The 17,274-nt window shown below is 40.1% G+C and carries 16 protein-coding genes; 5 read left to right on the forward strand and 11 right to left on the reverse strand.

Annotated elements, in window-relative coordinates; translation table 11 throughout:
• Positions 1–17 precede the first annotated feature (17 nt).
• Entirely contained in the window at positions 18–3,350 is a 3,333-nt protein-coding gene (locus QMA12_RS10270) for an ATP-binding protein (protein WP_290210019.1), read from the reverse strand.
• Between the two features lie 261 nt (positions 3,351–3,611).
• Here QMA12_RS10270 and QMA12_RS10275 point away from each other — a divergent pair, with 261 nt between their 5' ends.
• The 3 genes from QMA12_RS10275 (at position 3,612) to QMA12_RS10285 (ending at position 7,968) form a co-directional block, all read left to right on the forward strand.
• Entirely contained in the window at positions 3,612–5,906 is a 2,295-nt protein-coding gene (locus QMA12_RS10275; protein ID WP_087531230.1) for a penicillin acylase family protein, read from the forward strand.
• Between the two features lie 212 nt (positions 5,907–6,118).
• Positions 6,119–7,651, forward strand: coding sequence for a carbon-nitrogen hydrolase family protein (locus QMA12_RS10280; protein ID WP_087531229.1), 1,533 nt, complete (start codon positions 6,119–6,121; stop codon positions 7,649–7,651).
• Positions 7,651–7,968: a multidrug efflux SMR transporter gene (locus tag QMA12_RS10285; RefSeq protein WP_087531228.1), complete on the forward strand. Its 318-nt coding sequence runs from the start codon at positions 7,651–7,653 to the stop codon at positions 7,966–7,968. Before QMA12_RS10280 ends, QMA12_RS10285 begins: the two co-directional genes overlap by 1 nt.
• A gap of 34 nt (positions 7,969–8,002) precedes the next feature.
• Here the strand turns inward: QMA12_RS10285 and QMA12_RS10290 are convergent, their stop codons facing one another.
• The 4 genes from QMA12_RS10290 to QMA12_RS10305 all read right to left on the reverse strand — a co-directional run bounded on the left by QMA12_RS10290 (position 8,003) and on the right by QMA12_RS10305 (position 11,526).
• Positions 8,003–8,881: a DMT family transporter gene (locus QMA12_RS10290; protein ID WP_087531227.1), complete on the reverse strand. Its 879-nt coding sequence runs from the start codon at positions 8,879–8,881 to the stop codon at positions 8,003–8,005.
• A 272-nt stretch (positions 8,882–9,153) separates the two neighbouring features.
• Complete coding sequence (locus tag QMA12_RS10295; protein ID WP_290210020.1) at positions 9,154–10,365, reverse strand: M56 family metallopeptidase; 1,212 nt, start codon at positions 10,363–10,365, stop codon at positions 9,154–9,156.
• Positions 10,366–10,375: 10 nt separating this feature from the next.
• On the reverse strand, positions 10,376–10,750 hold the full coding sequence (locus QMA12_RS10300) for a BlaI/MecI/CopY family transcriptional regulator (protein WP_087531226.1): 375 nt from the start codon (positions 10,748–10,750) through the stop codon (positions 10,376–10,378).
• 83 nt (positions 10,751–10,833) lie between these two features.
• Positions 10,834–11,526, reverse strand: coding sequence for a pseudouridine synthase (locus QMA12_RS10305; RefSeq protein ID WP_087531401.1), 693 nt, complete (start codon positions 11,524–11,526; stop codon positions 10,834–10,836).
• A gap of 83 nt (positions 11,527–11,609) precedes the next feature.
• Here QMA12_RS10305 and QMA12_RS10310 point away from each other — a divergent pair, with 83 nt between their 5' ends.
• Both QMA12_RS10310 and QMA12_RS10315 read left to right on the forward strand, forming a co-directional pair.
• Complete coding sequence (locus QMA12_RS10310; RefSeq protein WP_290210021.1) at positions 11,610–11,915, forward strand: DUF6482 family protein; 306 nt, start codon at positions 11,610–11,612, stop codon at positions 11,913–11,915.
• 22 nt (positions 11,916–11,937) lie between these two features.
• Positions 11,938–12,381, forward strand: a complete 444-nt coding sequence (locus QMA12_RS10315; RefSeq protein ID WP_290210022.1) for a GNAT family N-acetyltransferase — start codon at positions 11,938–11,940, stop codon at positions 12,379–12,381.
• Between the two features lie 219 nt (positions 12,382–12,600).
• Here the strand turns inward: QMA12_RS10315 and QMA12_RS10320 are convergent, their stop codons facing one another.
• The 6 genes from QMA12_RS10320 to dapF are packed head-to-tail and all read right to left on the reverse strand — an operon-like array spanning position 12,601 to position 17,243.
• Positions 12,601–12,963: a HopJ type III effector protein gene (locus tag QMA12_RS10320; RefSeq protein WP_087531225.1), complete on the reverse strand. Its 363-nt coding sequence runs from the start codon at positions 12,961–12,963 to the stop codon at positions 12,601–12,603.
• Between the two features lie 13 nt (positions 12,964–12,976).
• On the reverse strand, positions 12,977–14,101 hold the full coding sequence (locus QMA12_RS10325) for a retropepsin-like aspartic protease (protein ID WP_290210023.1): 1,125 nt from the start codon (positions 14,099–14,101) through the stop codon (positions 12,977–12,979).
• Positions 14,102–14,112: 11 nt separating this feature from the next.
• Positions 14,113–14,820 (reverse strand): HAD-IA family hydrolase, encoded by a 708-nt coding sequence (locus QMA12_RS10330; RefSeq protein ID WP_290210024.1) that lies wholly within the window; start codon positions 14,818–14,820, stop codon positions 14,113–14,115.
• Between the two features lie 10 nt (positions 14,821–14,830).
• A complete protein-coding gene (locus QMA12_RS10335) occupies positions 14,831–15,796 on the reverse strand; it encodes a tyrosine recombinase XerC (protein WP_290210025.1) in 966 nt (321 codons plus the stop codon).
• The gene (locus tag QMA12_RS10340) at positions 15,793–16,416 is read right to left on the reverse strand and encodes a DUF484 family protein (protein WP_290210026.1); all 624 of its coding nucleotides are present in this window, start codon (positions 16,414–16,416) and stop codon (positions 15,793–15,795) included. Before QMA12_RS10340 ends, QMA12_RS10335 begins: the two co-directional genes overlap by 4 nt.
• Positions 16,413–17,243 carry a diaminopimelate epimerase gene (gene dapF, locus QMA12_RS10345; RefSeq protein WP_087531220.1) on the reverse strand — a complete coding sequence of 277 codons (831 nt, stop codon included), beginning with the start codon at positions 17,241–17,243 and terminating at the stop codon, positions 16,413–16,415. Before dapF ends, QMA12_RS10340 begins: the two co-directional genes overlap by 4 nt.
• Positions 17,244–17,274: the final 31 nt, after the last annotated feature.

Here is a 17,274-nt window from a genome sequence, read left to right on the forward strand (position 1 = left end):
ATCTTTCCTTATTGTTTTTATTGGCTAAGCCAATGCTCTAACTTGGGGTTTAAAGCATTAAAGTCGAGCGGCTTTGTAAGGTAGTCACTCATGCCTGCTGCTATGCATTTTTCTCTATCCCCCTGCATAGCGTTTGCAGTAAGCGCTATTATGGTAACATTTCTGTATTCTTCACCGGCTTCACCCATGCGTATGGCTTGAGTTGCTTGGTAGCCATCCATTTCGGGCATTTGGCAATCCATTAATAACAATTTATAGGGCGATGTAGTGTTATTTTTTAATGTCTCAATTGCTTCTAAACCATTTTCAGCGATATCAAAATTGATACCTGCTTGCTTTAAAAGTGCAGAGGCAACCACTTGGTTAACCTTGTTATCTTCAACTAGTAGAATTTTTATTTCACTTGAAGAACTAGGGCTTGGTGAATTGATTGCTGCTAGCGGGAGAATATTATTTTGTTGTTGTTCTACAAACTTATCATTCGCCAGTGAATCGAATAAATCAGAAGGGGTCAAAGGTTTGAAAATAATGCAGTCAGCTTCTATTGGTAAGTTCGCATTTTCTTGAGAAAAGCTCATCGGTGCCATTAATATTAGTTTTACTTTGTGGATTTTTAAGTAATTCTTAAGTTGATTTAAGTCGTCGTTACCGACGCTTGATAGGTAGCTATAGTCAACTATCATCGCGTCTATCACACCTGAAACTGTGCCTAGGTGCTGGCTTAGTGCGTTATAATCACTAATTACAGTCGGCTGCGCTCCCCATACAGTGAGTTGTTTATATGCAATCGAACTGTTTAGTGGGCAGCTATCTATAATTAATATATGTTTGTCATTAATCAGATGGCTAGGCAAACTATTTTCTTGGTTTAGAAGTGACTTCACTTTGATTGAGAAAGTAAACGTGCTGCCTTGTTCTGGCACACTAGTGACGTTGACCTCACCATTCATTAAATGACATAGCTGTTTAACAATCGCTAAGCCTAGTCCTGTGCCACCATATTGACGCGTAGTTGAGGTATCTGCTTGAGTAAATGAGTCAAATAAATGAGCTTGTTTATCTGCGTTAATGCCAATCCCCGTATCAACGATTGAACAATGTAAGAAGGTGCCATCAGTGGTGTCTTTTAAGTCAGCAATAACAATTATTTCGCCATTTTCAGTAAATTTTACGGCATTACCTAGTAAGTTATTGATAATCTGACGTAACCTATTTGGATCACTGATAATTTCACTTACGTTGATTCTAGTTGCATCTAAAATGAGCTTTGTATTGTTTTGCTCAACCTTAAGCGCAAAAGATTCCACAACTTCCCCTAATAATTTAGGTAAATTAAAAGCAACATATTCAATATCTAGTTTGCCAGCTTCAATTTTGGAGAAGTCTAAAATATCGTTAATGATATTTAGTAATGAGTGACCAGAGGATTGCGCTAGTTGAATATGGTGTAATTGTTGTGGATCGAGTTGTGTTTGTTGCACAATATTAAGCATGCCTAATACACCGTTCATTGGTGTGCGAATCTCATGGCTCATACTCGCTAAAAACTCACCTTTTGCAGCTACTGCATACTCAGCGGCTTCTTTTGCTGCAACCAACTGTTGCTCGGTTTCAATGCGCTGTTCACTTGAGTGTAAGCTGCCAATGAGGGCTGCAACGGCAATTAAAAAGCTTTCTTCATTACGAGACCAATCTCGAGAGTTGTAACATTGCTCAGCACACACAATACCTATGGCTCCACTTCCTCCTACTATAGTAACAATTAACATGGATTCAATTTCTAATAAAGAAAGATAAGAGTCGCAAAGTGGGGCCGTCAGTTCATTTGAGCATGCATTCGACACTCTGATCACAGCCTGATTATCAATCGCAGTAAAGAAGGTGCTAATTTTATCCTTTTTCCACGCCTTAAAAGTTATTCCATCTGGTAAAGAATTGCCGTAATTAGCATATGGCTGCAAGATATCTCGATCGTCATTAAATAGCCAAATACTTGCTCGCTCAACCTTTAAAGCTTGGCATATAGCTTGAGTAATTACGTCTTTGGATTGCTTTAGATAACCTGTTAAAATTGCTTTATGTGATGTTAACGAAGCTAATGTCTCGTTGTGTAGAGCAATTTTATTATTCTCAAGCTCACTGCATTTACGAGAGTGTATATTTTGTAAAGAACCAAAAATACGTACGCAGTGACCATTACGCATTTCTGCTTCACCATGTACTAAAGCCCATATTGCCTGGCCATCCGAGTCGACTATTTCAATTTCAGCTTCATAATTTTCGCCAAATTTAATTGCTCGTTCTACCAGCTCTTTGATTGTGTCTCGGCTTTCTCCCTCTTTAAAATAATTTAAATTAGTTGGCCAATCAGGCTGCTGTTCAAGAGGGTATTTAAATATCTTTTTAGTTGTGTCTGACCAATAGACTTGTTTGCTATCAAGGCTAAAAGACCAAGCGCCAATTTTGGCTAAGCTACTCATGGTGGTAAGCATTTTTTCACTTTGCTGCTGACGGCTGAGCATTTTTAAAAAGAATAAAAATGCCCAAATCAGTAGTCCAAGAATAGTAATAATCGCAAACCTAAGGGGCCAAATAGTTGATGCTGGAGGTGCCCAACCAGCTTTGGGGGCCACATATATTTCCCACTCACCGCCTTGAAACGTTAAATTTAACTGTAGTGGTGAACGTGTCAGGATATCAGCATTACCAAAGAAGAAGTCGCCATTACTTCCCAATCCATTTTGTCCTTGAATAGCTACATCAAAATCGTTTTTTAATTGGTTAAAGCCTGAGTTTTCGTAAATTTTCTCTATATCTAGCACAACTGATAGGAGCCCCCAAAATGAGTTGTCTTTGGTAAGATAAACGGGCACTCTGGCGATAAGAGCTTCTTCCCCTTGAATTAGTTTGAGAGGTCCTGCCATGACTATTTCATTACTATCTCGCGCACGAATTGCGTCAGCACGCTGGTTGTCATTTTCTAAAAAATTCAGACCAATAGCCTTTTCATTACCTTTTAATGGATATGTCATACGAATAACCATGTTGGGTGCTGCACCAATGTTACGTAATTCAGAAGATGTAGCGAATAAAGGTTTTGCAATTTGCGTAAAACGTTGTTGGTCTAAGTTTGGCTCTGCAGCTACTGCTACACTAAGGCCACGAACAAGTTGAATATTTGATACCAAGGTTGACTCAAGCTGCGCTCTATAATTACTCACTTCAGACAAAATAAGTAAGCGATGAGCTTCTTTAGCCCGATTATAGTTAATTCTATCGAGTACTACGCAGGTGATTAATATAAATAAAAGAGATAACCAAAACGCCAGCTTAAATTTTGATATTTGCATGTGGTCTTTAGTTGGTGACAATGGCATTGGCGTACGTACTTTTAAGATAAGGCACTTCAACTATAGCTAATTATTAGCGGAAATAAAAATCTCTACTAGAAATACCAACATCAATATCATCGGATTTTATTAGTGTTTTCAATAATATTGAAAATACGAATAAACATTTTTGGTTATATGGAAAGATTCATTCAAAATAACATTAATTTTTCATAAATCTGTGAGTATTATGGAGAAACTAAATAATTAAGGAATTTAGTTATGCTAAGGCTCATCAAGTGGTTGGTTTTAATTGTACTCATTTTAGGTTTGGCGGCAACAGCTATTGTTTATGGTATCTTGTCACTGAGCTTACCAGCTATTGATGGTAAAGGGCGCAGCCAAGCAATAACCAACGAGGTACGGCTTGGGCGAGATAACCTAGGGCAAGCTGTTATAAATGCAAGTAATCGTAACGATGCTGCTTATGGACTAGGCTTTGCTCATGGCCAAGATCGTTTTTTCCAAATGGATTTATTACGTCGTAATGCTGCGGGTGAGCTGAGTGAATTATTCGGGGAGGCAGCGTTAGAGCTTGATAAAAAAATGCGTTTTCATCAACTACGTAAGCGCAGTGCGTCGATTGTTGAGCAATTACCATTAAAAGATCAAGCCTTATTGCAAAGTTATGCCGCTGGAGTAAATGAGGGCTTAGCACAAGTTGGGTTTGTAAGCTTTGAATACTTATTAACAGGGGCAAAGCAAAAGCCTTGGCGTAGCGAAGATAGCTTATTAGTTATATACAGTATGTACTTGGACTTACAAACGGCTACCTTTGAGCGAGATCAAGCGCTCATTCAAATTGCTGATATTTATGGTATTGATATGGTGAAGTTTATAACACAACCCAGCCCATATCAGGCTCCACTGGATGGCAGTCAACTACCAGCGTATGAGCAGGGTATACCAGAACTACCTACTCAACATAGTTATGTTTATCATCGTATTGAGGCCAACCAAGAGCGAGGAAGTAATAACTGGGCAGTCACTAATCAGTTAACCGCTAATAATGCTGCATTACTATCAGATGATATGCACTTGTCGATGGGAGTACCCGTTATTTGGTATCGTGCGCAGCTTAATTATCAGTATGCCGATCATGCTTATCAGGTAACCGGGGTATCTCTTCCTGGCGCGCCAGCCATAGTTGTTGGAACTAATAATAATATTGCTTGGGGGTTCACTAATGGTTACTTAGATACCGCTGATTGGGTTGCTTTAACTAGCAGCAGTGAAACGTGGCAAGTAACTGAGCAAATAGCCCTACCTGATGGGCGCTTTGAGCCATATTTACTGACCATGAGTGAATATGGCCCTGTGCGGGACATAAATGGTAAGCAGTTTGCTCTTAGCTGGGTTGCTCATATGCCTTATGCAGTGGATATGAACTTGCTGCAATTAGAGCAAGCTAAAACGGTAGATGATGCCCTTGAACTTGCCAATGACGTCGGTATTCCTGTGCAAAACCTAATGGTTGTTGATAGCCAAGGGAATGCTGCCTGGAAGCATATGGGAGCTATTCCTGCGCGTAAAACACCGAGTGAGTTGGCTGTTAGTGAAGCTGATTATTCCTCATTATGGCAGCAAAATGAGTCAGCTAGACCAAGTGTCAAAAATCCAACTGATGCGCGCTTATGGACAGGGAATTCACGTGTTGTATCGGCTACGGATGATCTACGATTTGGTAACGGTGGTTATGCAATGGGAGCGCGTTCGGCGCAAATACGAGATAGGTTATTTGCACAAAATCACTTTGATGAAGCTGATTTTAATACACTTCAACATGACAACGAAGCGCGCTTTTTAAAATCTTGGCACACTTTGTTATTAAGCCAATTAAATAAACAAGTAGATACTAATCAGCAATACATAACGGTTCTTAATGATTGGCAAGCTTGTGCATGCTCAGATTCAATTGGCTATACTTTGGTAAGGGGCTTTCGTGATGAAATCATTAATATAGTATTTAGCCCATTGCAAACTCGGCTTAAGCAAGAAGCTGGCTCACTTAGGTATATAAAACGAGATTTAGAACCGGCTGTTTGGCAGTTAATTAAGCAACAACCAACAAGCTGGTTGAGTCCTGATTATACTAGTTGGGATGAGCAATTAGCAGGTGCGTTTACAAAAACGATAGCAAATTTAACCAATAAATTTGGTAGTAATATGCAAAACTGGCGCTGGGGAGTAGTTAATGAGCTTGCCATTGAACATCCTTTTGCCCAGCAGATCCCTCAATTAAGTAAGTTATTAAATATGCCTAAAGCTCCAGGTTTTGGTGATAGTTTTATGCCAGCAGTACAAGGCCCTAGTTTTGGTGCTTCACAGCGCTTTATTGCTCAACCAGGTCACTTAGAGAATGCAGTAATGGCTATACCAGGTGGGCAATCAGGCCATCCGCTTTCACCGTTTTATAGAGCTGGCTTTAATGATTACATTGAAGCGAAGTTAACACCTTTGTTACCACAAGCTGTTAATCACCAAATTGTTATTCAGCCTCAGTTGCGTGAGTTCTGAGGTTATTAAATTGATTAGCAGTGCTTATATAATGACGGCCATTGTTTTGTGTTCCACAGGGGCAGTGGCTGTGTTTTTATAAGCGGCTATTCAGGACCTTTCAATTACACTATTGTATCAATAAGAAAACAAATAATTATACCTTGTAGGTATAAGCTGTTTAAATGACAGGTAAGCAAAATAACTATGTATTGCACCTCAAGGAGTTGTGTATGTCGGCAGAAAAAACCCATTTAGAAATTTGTAACTTAACCAAAGAGCAGTACCCACAAATTAAGACCTTAATGGATCAAGCCTATCCCGATCTGGGGGGGGCATGGCCAACTCACACTATTTTTAGATTAATTGATCAATTTCCTGAAGGTCAATTAGGTATGGTTGACGACGGAGTCTTGGTCGGTATTGCGTTGAGTGTGCAAGTAGATTACGGGCGGTTTTCAAATCCACATACTTATGAAGATATTGTTGATGGCCATGATCGCGTATTTAGTGATCCAGAAGGGGATGCATTATACGGCCTAGACGTGGTTATTTCATCCACCCACCGGGGAATGCGTTTAGGGCGTAGGCTTTATGATGCTCGTAAAGAGCTATGTCGTCAGTATAATTTACGTGCCATTTTAGCTGGGGGGCGTATTCCGTGTTATTACAATTATAGCAGTGAGATGACGCCGACGCAGTACATCGAAAAGGTTGATCATAAAGAATTATACGACCCTATTTTGAGCTTCCAATTATCGAATGACTTTCAAGTAAAACGGTTACTCAAAAAGTATCTGCCTGAGGATCAAGAGTCAGTAGGCTATGCCACCTTGCTTGAGTGGAATAACATCATGTTCGAACCCACTGATACAGTACTTGAATCGACTAAGTCAATTGTGCGAGTTGGAGCGGTACAGTGGCAAATGCGGTGTGTGGAGTCAGTTGATGAGCTGCTAAAGCAGGTCGAATACTTTGTTGATACGGTTTCTGATTATAAAAGTGATTTTATTCTATTCCCTGAATTTTTTAATGCGCCGCTAATGGGGTTGACTGAACAAAGCAATCAAACCGAAGCAATTCGTTACTTAGCCGAATATACAGAGACATTCCGTGACGCGATGTCACGTATGGCGATTGAATATAATGCAAATATTATAACTGGCTCTATGCCCCTGGCTGAAGGCGATAAAATTTATAATGTGAGTTACTTGTGTCACCGCAGTGGTAAAATTGATGAGCAGCGTAAAATTCATATAACACCGCATGAGCAAAATGACTGGGTGATTCAAGGGGGTGATAAAATTGCCGTATTTGATACTGACGCAGGGCGCGTTGGTATTCAAATTTGTTATGATGTTGAGTTCCCTGAGTTATCGCGAATTTTAGCTAAGCAAGGATTAGACATTCTATTTGTACCATTTTGGACAGATACCAAAAATAGCTATTTACGGGTGCGTCACTGTGCGCAAGCGCGTGCGATTGAAAATGAGTGTTATGTGGTAATAGCAGGCTCTGTTGGTAACTTACCTGAGGTAGAAAGTTTAGATGTACAATATTCGCAATCAGCGGTATTAACCCCGTCTGATTTCTCATTCCCGCATGATGCCACTTTAAACGAAGCCACACCAAACACTGAAATGTTGTTGTTTAGTGATTTGGATATGGATAAGCTGAAAATTCTTCATAGCGAAGGTACGGTGCGTAACTTAAAAGATCGTCGTGAAGATCTGTATGATGTAATATTGAAAAAGAGAGAAAATTAATGGCGTGGATTTATTTGATTATCGCGGGTTTGCTTGAAATAGGTTGGCCAGTTGGTTTGAAAATGTCACAAGAGGGCGAGAATCGCTGGTTGGGGATTGGTATTGCGGTTGCTTTTATGGTCGCTAGCGGCTTTATGTTATGGCTCGCCCAGCGTGATATATCTATGGGCACTTCATATGCCGTATGGACAGGGATTGGTGCCGCAGGTACATTCCTAGTAGGTATTTTATTTTATAACGATGCCGCGACATTCGGCCGTATTGCGGGTGTACTCATGATTATAAGTGGTGTGATCACTTTGAAAATTAGTCATTAATACTTAATAAGCGGTTATTTTGATAACCGCCTATTTATGCTGGCAGCATCACTAAAATTGCCGCAATGGCAATTAATAAAAGCCCTGCGCTGTCTTGGCGTTTAAGAGGTTGTTTTAGCCAAAGTACAGCAATTAGCATAGTAAAAAATACCTCTACCTGACCAAGCGTTTTAACATACGCCACATGCTGTAAACTCATTGCGCTAAACCAACCAATCGAACCTATGCAGCTAAAAAAGCTGACTAAACAAACCATTTTTTTGTAGTGCCACATCTGTTTAATTGTTTGCGGCTCTTTAATTAGTAGGTAAACGAGTAATATCAAGCTTTGCAGACCAATGACAAACAGTAATACCCATGCTGCCGAATGTGGAAACAGTAAGCCTGAATTTAAGCTGGCTTCACGCACCCATAAAGATGTCAAAGCAAAGCAGCTACCGCACGCTAAACCGATTAATGCCGTAGTTAAGTTAAACTGTTTAACCTTGGCAATGCCACTAAGTAATAGCACCGCTATTGCACCGATAAATACACCAAGCCAACCAAGTAAACTCAGTGTTGAGCCGAAAAATAATACGCCTAAGATAGCTGCAACGAGCGCCTCGCTTTTAGCAAGACCTGCACCGACAGCGTAATTATTCATTTTAAAGAGTTTAACCATTAACCCTGTAGCTAAAATTTGCATAAAGCTAGCGCCAAGAATGAAAAGCCAAAATTTATGATTAAAACTAGGAAAGGAAGCCGGTTGATATTGATACAAAGAATAAAGGTAAATTGCAGCTATGGGGCTGGCTACAATAAATCGAGAGAGGGTAACACCCGCCAAACTCATATCAGTACTGAGCTTACTTTGCAGAGCATTTCGCCATGCCTGCATAAAGGCGGCTAAAAAAGTAAAAAATATCCAAGTCATAATGAATACAGTGTATTTAAGAGAAAGCTAAATTATCAGGAGAGTAGATAGATTGCGAACTAATAATGGGTAAGATGAAAATATATCAGCTGCGACAATTTGTCACAGTTTCAAAGTGGTGATACTGAGCTATAGTGAAACTGATGTTATTGTTAGTCGCCATTGCTTGATAAGTAATGGCGGCTTTTTTATTTAATTTTTTATGAATTGAAAAACGCCAAAGCAAGCGGCTTAAATAAGGCGCTTGCTTTAGGGTCTTCTGGTTCGAATGCCTACTTAGCAGCAACAGTCACTTTTTCAATGAGATCTTCTGATTTATAATGCTTATCTATGGCGAAGTCTAATTGCACTAACACATCTTTGAAGCCTGTGTTTGAAGACTTATACTGCCATTCCATTAATGCTTTTTTTGCCTCGCGGTTAAATACACCTGCGGGTTTTGCATTAACAACGGATACGTTCTCAGTCTTTCCTGTTGGGCTGATATCGTATTTCAAAACCACTGAGCCACTAATACCTTGCTTTGCTGCCTCGATAGGGTAAACAGGTTCAATTCTCATAATAGGCGAAATTGAATGTTTGTCTGTTTTGGCTTCTGGTTGTTTTGCGCTGGCAAAACTACTGAGCATGCCTGCGGCAAAAATCAGTAATGCCCCCTTGGCAACGAATGAACTATTACCGTTGTGTTTAATTTGCTTGAGTCGTTGAAGCATCGTGTTTTTATCTCCATAGTGTGAATAGGCCATCAAACCTGTGCGGGTATTAGCCGCGCAATTAATGAGGGCTTTGCTGTATAAAATCCGTTGGCGTGTATTCTTTGTCGCAAGTACGGTTTCATCGCATGAGAGCTCTTGTAAGCGACGAAAGCTCATGTAACCAAGCCATGCAATAGGGTTAAACCAAAATATGAGGGTGGCTAATAAGCACACCATATTAAGTAAGTTGTCTCTGCGTTTTATGTGGACTTGTTCGTGTTCGATTATCAATGCAAGAGATGCAGGGTCCGTTTTTTGTAAATATCCCGTTGGCAGTACAAGTTGTGTGTTTAATAGGCCGATTACCATCGGTGTATTTACCGTGTCACTTTGCAATAGCGCAATATTAGGGGTTTGCTCAGCTAATTGCTTATTATGCAAAGGAGCCAGTTTTAGCTGTTTTATAAATTGCTTGTGTGTCATAACCGCGATTACCGCTAAAAAGCAAAATACCATGGTATACAGTAATACCCAGCTAATGCTGAAGTGACTGTTTATATGTTGATTCGGTGTAATCAACATCGTACTCATTGCCGTATTTTGAATTGGCTTATAATGTTCTGGTAAGTTAACCAGTAGCAGTGAAAGCGGCACCAATAACCATAATTTATAAACAAAATTTGCACTAAGCCATTTTAATGAATAGCGCTCTAGAATGAGTAAACTCAGAATTAAAGTGGTTACTAATAGCTGCTGCTCAATAAGCCAGTTAAACGCGCTTTCTAACATGGTTGGGCCCTTACTTTTGTTGTTTTTCCCAGTCATCAATCACTTTTTTAAGTTCGTTGATGTCTTGTTGAGAAAGCTGTTCGGACTTAGCAAAGCCACTAACCAGCGGTGCTATACGGCCACTAAAAAAACGTTCTATAAAGTTTTGGCTTTCTTTTAACGTGTATTCAGCGCGCTCCATGCAAGGACTATAAATATACTGGCGGCCTTCTTTTTCAAAGCTCAGTGCACCTTTTTTAACTAAACGGCCTAGTAATGTTTTGATGGTTTTTTCATGCCATTGCTTTTCATCGCTTAAGCGTGCAATGATTTGACTTGCTGTTGCTGGGTAGTCTTGCCAAAGTGCATCAAGCACTTCAAATTCTGCTTTTGATAATTCGATCATGAAGGTGTTGCCTACAAGTGTAATCTTTTATTTAGGATTACACTTGTAATCAGTTTTTGCAACTGCTTTTGTATAAAAAGTGATTAATTTTTTAAAATGTCGGATTTGCTAATTTTAAGGTAGCTATTTTCAGCAAGGTTGAGAGTCGCTAAATTAAGCTCACTAATTTGTTCACGGTATAAATCAATAACCCGATAACCACAGTAATGTGCCATTTTACGAATTTGCCTGTTTAGCCCTTGTTTTAAGATGATAGTGAACTGATCATCTGCGGTCTTTTCTACAATACAAGGTAAGGTGATTTGTTTATCAACAGGGACTCCACTTGCCATCTTGTGGCAAAAGTTATCATCCAGTGGTTTATCTACTTTAACAATATAGCGTTTGGGCTGGTGGAAGTCAGGGTGAATGAGTTGATTACAAAATTCACCATCGTTGGTCAAAATAAGTAAGCCTCTTGAGTCTTTATCTAATCGCCCGATAGGGTAAACACGTGTTGTTTTAGGTAAGTGGTGGATTAAACTGCTGGGGTCGGTTTTATTTAGTTTGCAGTCGATACCTATGGGTTTATGGTAAGCAAAATAGACGTGTTTTGCTTTGCCTTGTACTCGGCAATCATTAACCAGAATCAAATCATTATCATCAACATGATCGATATGGTTTGCCGCACGGTTATTTACTGTGACTACGCCTTGATCAATGAGTCTCGATGCTTGTTTGCGAGAGCATAAGCCCGCGTGGGCGAGGTATTTGGCAAGACGGATTTTGTCAGTCATAAGTGTTATTAAGAATTTTAATTGATCAAAGTATAACAAAGCCACGTATTGAGCCTAACTATACTTTGCAAAAGAGTAAGACTATGGCGATTAAATTATCAGAGTTGGGTAATCACCAGCCTATCCAAAAAGTGATCGTTCACTCACTTGAAATGGCGCTTTATCAGGTTTCTGTAATGATCAATAATGTGGAATATTATGTCACAGATGAGCACGGTGAGTTTATTCGTGGCCTGAGCCCATTACATATTCAAAAGCGATTAGAGCATTTAAGCTACGTGCAAATGGTGTTACGCCATACCAGTGCATATGATGAAATGTGCGGTCAACCTGAAAAAGCTGAAAGTAATATGCTCGAGGTTCCTTATGGGAAAAACCATTTGTACTGAGATTAAGATTTTATAGGTTTAAATGTATACCTTAGTTAAAGACGATTCCATTGAGCTAAGTGCTCAGCTACGCTCAGAAATAGTCGCATTCAACAGCACACATTTTAATGCAGAGCGCATTCCTTTGGGCTTTAAGATAATTGAAAAAACGGACTTGGTGGCAGGAATTTCAGGGCACGTTTTTGGTAATTGGTTATTAATCAGTTGGCTCTGGTGTGATGAGAGATTTAGAGGTTGTGGTTTTGCCAAGCAGCTACTGAATGAAATGGAATTAGCCGCTGTAGAGCACGGTGCAATTGTTGCGCAGCTTGATACGCTAGATTTTCAAGCGAAGCCGTTTTACGAAAAAAACGGCTATATATACCCAAACCACCTCAAGATGCAGAATTCAGCGTTTCACAGGGGCTTAATATCAAGGCGTTACTTTGCAAGAATGGCCATCCCTTTTAAGGAGGAACAACGATGAGAGTAAGTTCCTGTGAAGCGCCCAATGGGTTGGTTTAAAAGAGATTTATACTGCGTTATTGATTTTAATAATAGAACCACTATTATTTGCAATCAATGCCTTGCCTAAATCGCTTTTAATTCCAACTGAAACTCGCATCTTGAGGTGGTTTGGGTATTGTAAATACCAAATGGATGACTACCCACTCGATGGTACTCGTTACTTTATGGAGAAAGTACTTTAATTTTTGCTCGCAAGGACCTGCTTTTCATCAAAAGTGATCCCTAAAAATGGAGTAGCTTCTGGCGCAAGCATAAAAGTGCGAATATTCATGTGGTCTTCGCCATCTGGATTGCCTAAGACCTCATCGCGATAAAAAGCGCCAAAGCAATCTAAGGTATTTTGTTTGCTAAGCTGATTTAGTTTCGCGAAGGCAAAGATTTTACATGAACCATTATTTTCATTAGCACCACTGACCAACCCATGATTATTAAAACCTGATGGCGTAAATGTGTAGTTGTTATCAATCGCAGCCATTGTGTCGGTAAATGCAATACTTTGCGGGTCATTGGCTAAATTGCTGAGAAAATCGTTGAGGTTCATAGCTATCCTTAATTTATTGTTTGTCTAACTCTAGCTGATTTGTTTGTTGATTAATATGAAATTTAAAATACTGCAAAAAGTTCATCCCTAGTAAGCCGTGCCCTGAATGTTGGCTAATTGCTAAAATATCAAAATTAGTTAGTACTTGTTGACCAATTTTAATTGATTCAATGCGGTAGCGCTGTGCAGTGGCTTTTCCGTTAGCTGTGTTTACCATCATGGTGCCTAAATATTCAGGCGTTGGGTAAAGAGCATCAATCACTGTTTGCGGTAAAACGGTGAGGCTGGCGCCGGTATCAATCATTAATTGCGTATTTAGTGCGTCATTCACGGTAATATCAAGTAAATAATGTGCTCCGTGTTTAGTCAGTGGTACTAAGTCGACTTCTGAATAAAAATTGTTAATTAAAGCTTGTTGTTCACTTGCTTGGGATTTGAGCGGGTGCTCTTCATCTAGCCTATCTAGGTTGCTCTGCGCGCTGACTAAATCACCCAGTTGATAAAATGCATTGGCTTGTGCCATTAAGTGATAGGGATTTTCACTGCTGTAATCTAGCCACACAGCTGTTTGATTAACTATTTCTTGCCATGCCTCTCGCTTACTTAGGGTTTTTGTTTGGGTTTGAGTTAATTGCGTTAAACGCATCGAGATAGCGGCTTGCTCTGCTTCATTCGCCATAGGTTGTAGAGTAAAAAGTGCCACGATAGCTTGATGAGGCTGCTGGTTTTTAACTAAGCGCTCAACCTCTAATTGCAGCATTTTTATATCATAGGGAAAACTGCTTAAAAATGCGTATAAAAAGGCTTCACTGATTGTTAGTTCATTATTAAGCAGCCAGCTATCAAGTGTGTCTAACCAACTAAAATAAAGCTGTTCAGCTTCTAGAGGGTGTGAGTTGTTCAGTTGTTGATAGCTTGCTACAGCTGCAGTAAATTGTCGTTTTTGGAACTGGTTAATGGCCTGTTGGTACTCTGGGCTGGTTGATTCTACACTGCGTTTTAGTATCGGTTTTGTTTTAGTTGATGTAACAGTTTGCGCCTGCGTTTTAGTTGGTTTAGGCCAAAGTAAATAGGCATTGAGTGCAACTGAGAGTAATAATAAAAAACTAATTAATTTAGTGTAATAACTCCAGCCCATATTTAGCTCCTTTACCGTAAAAAATATTTAAGCGCGTGAATATTTGTTATTTCTACATCAGGTAAACCACGGTAAGCATATTGTGTAGGTTGATCGCTTAGCCACAGAGATTGACAGCCAGCGTTATGAGCGCCGTGCACATCAGTATCTAAACTATCACCAATATGTAAAATTTGATCAGGTACTACGCTTAAATGCGAACAAGCTTGTTCAAACATGGTTGGGTGGGGTTTTGCTTTGCCATGTATTCCGGCTTGTAGTACCAGTTCAAAGACGCCATTTAGATTAAATCGCTCTATTTCAACATTGCCATTCGTAATAGCAATTAAACGATAATGCTTACTAAGTTGTGAGAGTAGTTCTAAAACATCATCACTTACGGTTATTTGACTGCGAGCGTCAGCAAAGGCTTTATATGCAGCAGTGGCATGCAGCTTAAGTTGCTCGCCTTGGTAGCCCAGTTTTGCTAACCCTAATTGTAGAGTGTCTTTTCGCCATTGGGTTACGTTATCAACGAGCGCTGGGTTTTGCTGCACAGCTTGCTCTCTACATTGTTGCCAATATTGTTTACCTTGAGCTTGCCAGTCAGGTAACGCGTTTAAGTAATCAATTTGTGCTTGCACCGCGGCTTTAATGATAGGGTGATTGTTATAAAGCGTGTCGTCTAAATCAAAACTCAATACTTTTATGGGTGATATAGCACGGTTAAAACGGATCATACATTTCCTTTTAATCGGTATTCTGGCGTTTTTTAGCGCGGGGGTGAGTGTTATCGTACACCTTAGCTAAATGTTGAAAATCTAAATGGGTATACACTTGTGTCGCAGACAAACTGCTATGCCCTAAAAGTTCTTGTACGGCTCTTAAGTCGCCTGAAGATTCAAGAATATGTGAGGCGAATGAGTGACGCAGTTTATGCGGGTGCACTTGGCTGCTAATACCTTGCTTAATACCCCATTGTTGCATCCGTAATCGTACTTGGCGCACTGATATTCGGCATTTTTTACTGCTGACGAACACGGCTGGCTCATCAGGGCCTGCAAATTGCGGGCGTAACTTTAACCAGTAATTTAATGCATCAAGGGCTTTGCCGCCCACAGGTAATAAGCGTTCTTTATTGCCTTTACCGCGCACCAGTATTTCACCTTCGCTGCGGTTAATATCATGCATGTTAGCGCCAACTAACTCGCTAATGCGTAACCCTGATGAATACATTAATTCCATCATTGCTTTATCGCGGATAGCGAGGGGGTCATCGTCATTAATTTCTAATAACCGGGCCATTTGATCAACATCGAGACTTTTTGGTAAGGGTTTCGCGAATTTTGGGCCTTTTATCGCTTCTGCTGGGTTGTGATAATGGCTTTGCTGGGTAATGTTTTTAGACTTAAGGAATTTATACAAGCTACGTATGCAGCTGAGTTTTAGGCTAATTGTTCTACCGCTGAGTTGTTTGCTGCGCAGTGCCATGCTGTAGCGGCGAATATGTTCACCTTTTACGTCCTGCCAGTTATCACATAGCTTGCTAAAATAGTGTGCGGCAAATTGTAGCTGGCTAGTATATTGGGTAATAGTGTGCGCAGAGTATTGCTTTTCAAACCGTAAGTAATCACTAAACAGCTGGATTGGAGTGAGCCATTGTTCGCTCAATTGCGCTGTTAGTTGCTCTAAACCAGGAGGTTGCTCCTCGCTCATGCTAGTTCCAGTTTTAATTCCAGTAGTCTAAGCTGTAAAGAGCGTACAAACTCAAGTACAAAAAAGCTGTCTTTAGCGGGTTCAAAATGATTCGCATCAAGGCTGCCGAAAGCTAAAATTGCAACTGGATGTTGGTTGTTGCCAATTAGGTACAAAGCAGTTGATTGAGTTTGCTCAGCAAATAATAAATCTCGCTCCTGTTGGCTAACTCGACCAAGGTAAGTGCCAGTGTCTTTTAGGCGATGTTCGATTAGTGCATCATATTTAGCTTCATAGCGTACTAAATGACACTCACTGATTGCAGGGTTGGTGCAAATAATATTTCGTAAGTTAGTAGCTAAGGTTTTAAAATCGTAATTAGTCCAAAGTTGACGGTGGCATTGGCTAAATAAGCGATAGATAGACTCGTTTTCAGTTGCTTGCTCAATCAGTTGCTCAATTTGCGCTTTTAGCTTGGTATTGTGTTCACGCAACTGGCGTTGTTGAATATGCACTAAAGACGTTGCGCCTTGAGCATGTTGCTGTAATTCAAGCTGTGCTAAAAGATCAGGATTTTGCAGTAAAAAATCCGGATTTTCAGTTAGAAAGTCGCTAACTTGTTGTTTGGTTATTTTACTCATAGGGCAACTTGTCCATCAAATACGTGCTCTGCAGGGCCTGTCATTCTTACTGGGTGACCTTCACCTTGCCAACGAACTTGTAAACTACCACCAGGTAAATCAACCTGTACCGTTGTGGCTAACTTGCTTTGAACCTGGCCAATAACCATGGCTGCACAAGCACCAGTACCACAGGCGAGGGTTTCGCTGACACCGCGCTCCCATACTCTTAGTTTAATATGTTCTTGCGAAATCACCTGCATAAAGCCCACGTTTACACGCTGCGGAAAACGTTCATGATTTTCAAGTAATGGTCCTAATGTATTTACATCAGCGGTTTCTATGTCATCGACCTCTAACACACAGTGAGGGTTACCCATAGAAACGGCACCACTAAATACAGTGTGTTCTTCAGCACGAATAATATAGGTAAGCTCTCGTTTGCTGGCTTTGAGTGGTATTTTATTTGGCTCAAAATTTGGGTGGCCCATATTAACCGTGACTTGCCCATCTTTTTCAATATAAAGAGTAAGATTACCTGATTTGGTAGAAACCGTTACCTTGTGTTTATTGGTTAAGCCTTTCATGCGTACAAAGCGCGCAAAACAGCGAGCTCCGTTACCGCATTGTTCCACTTCGTTGCCGTCAGCATTAAAAATACGATAATGAAAATCGAGGTCAGGAGAATAAGGCGCTTCGACCATTAACAGTTGGTCAAAGCCAATGCCAAAATGGCGATCTGCCAATTTTTTGATTTGATCTCGTGATAAGAAAACGTTTTGTGTAATGTTATCAATTACAACAAAATCGTTGCCTAGGCCGTGCATTTTAGAAAAATTAACTAACATAGCGCTCTAATTCGGATTTGCTCTGCGCTAA

This window comes from Pseudoalteromonas sp. APC 3893 (assembly GCF_030408095.1).
Lineage (GTDB): Bacteria > Pseudomonadota > Gammaproteobacteria > Enterobacterales > Alteromonadaceae > Pseudoalteromonas.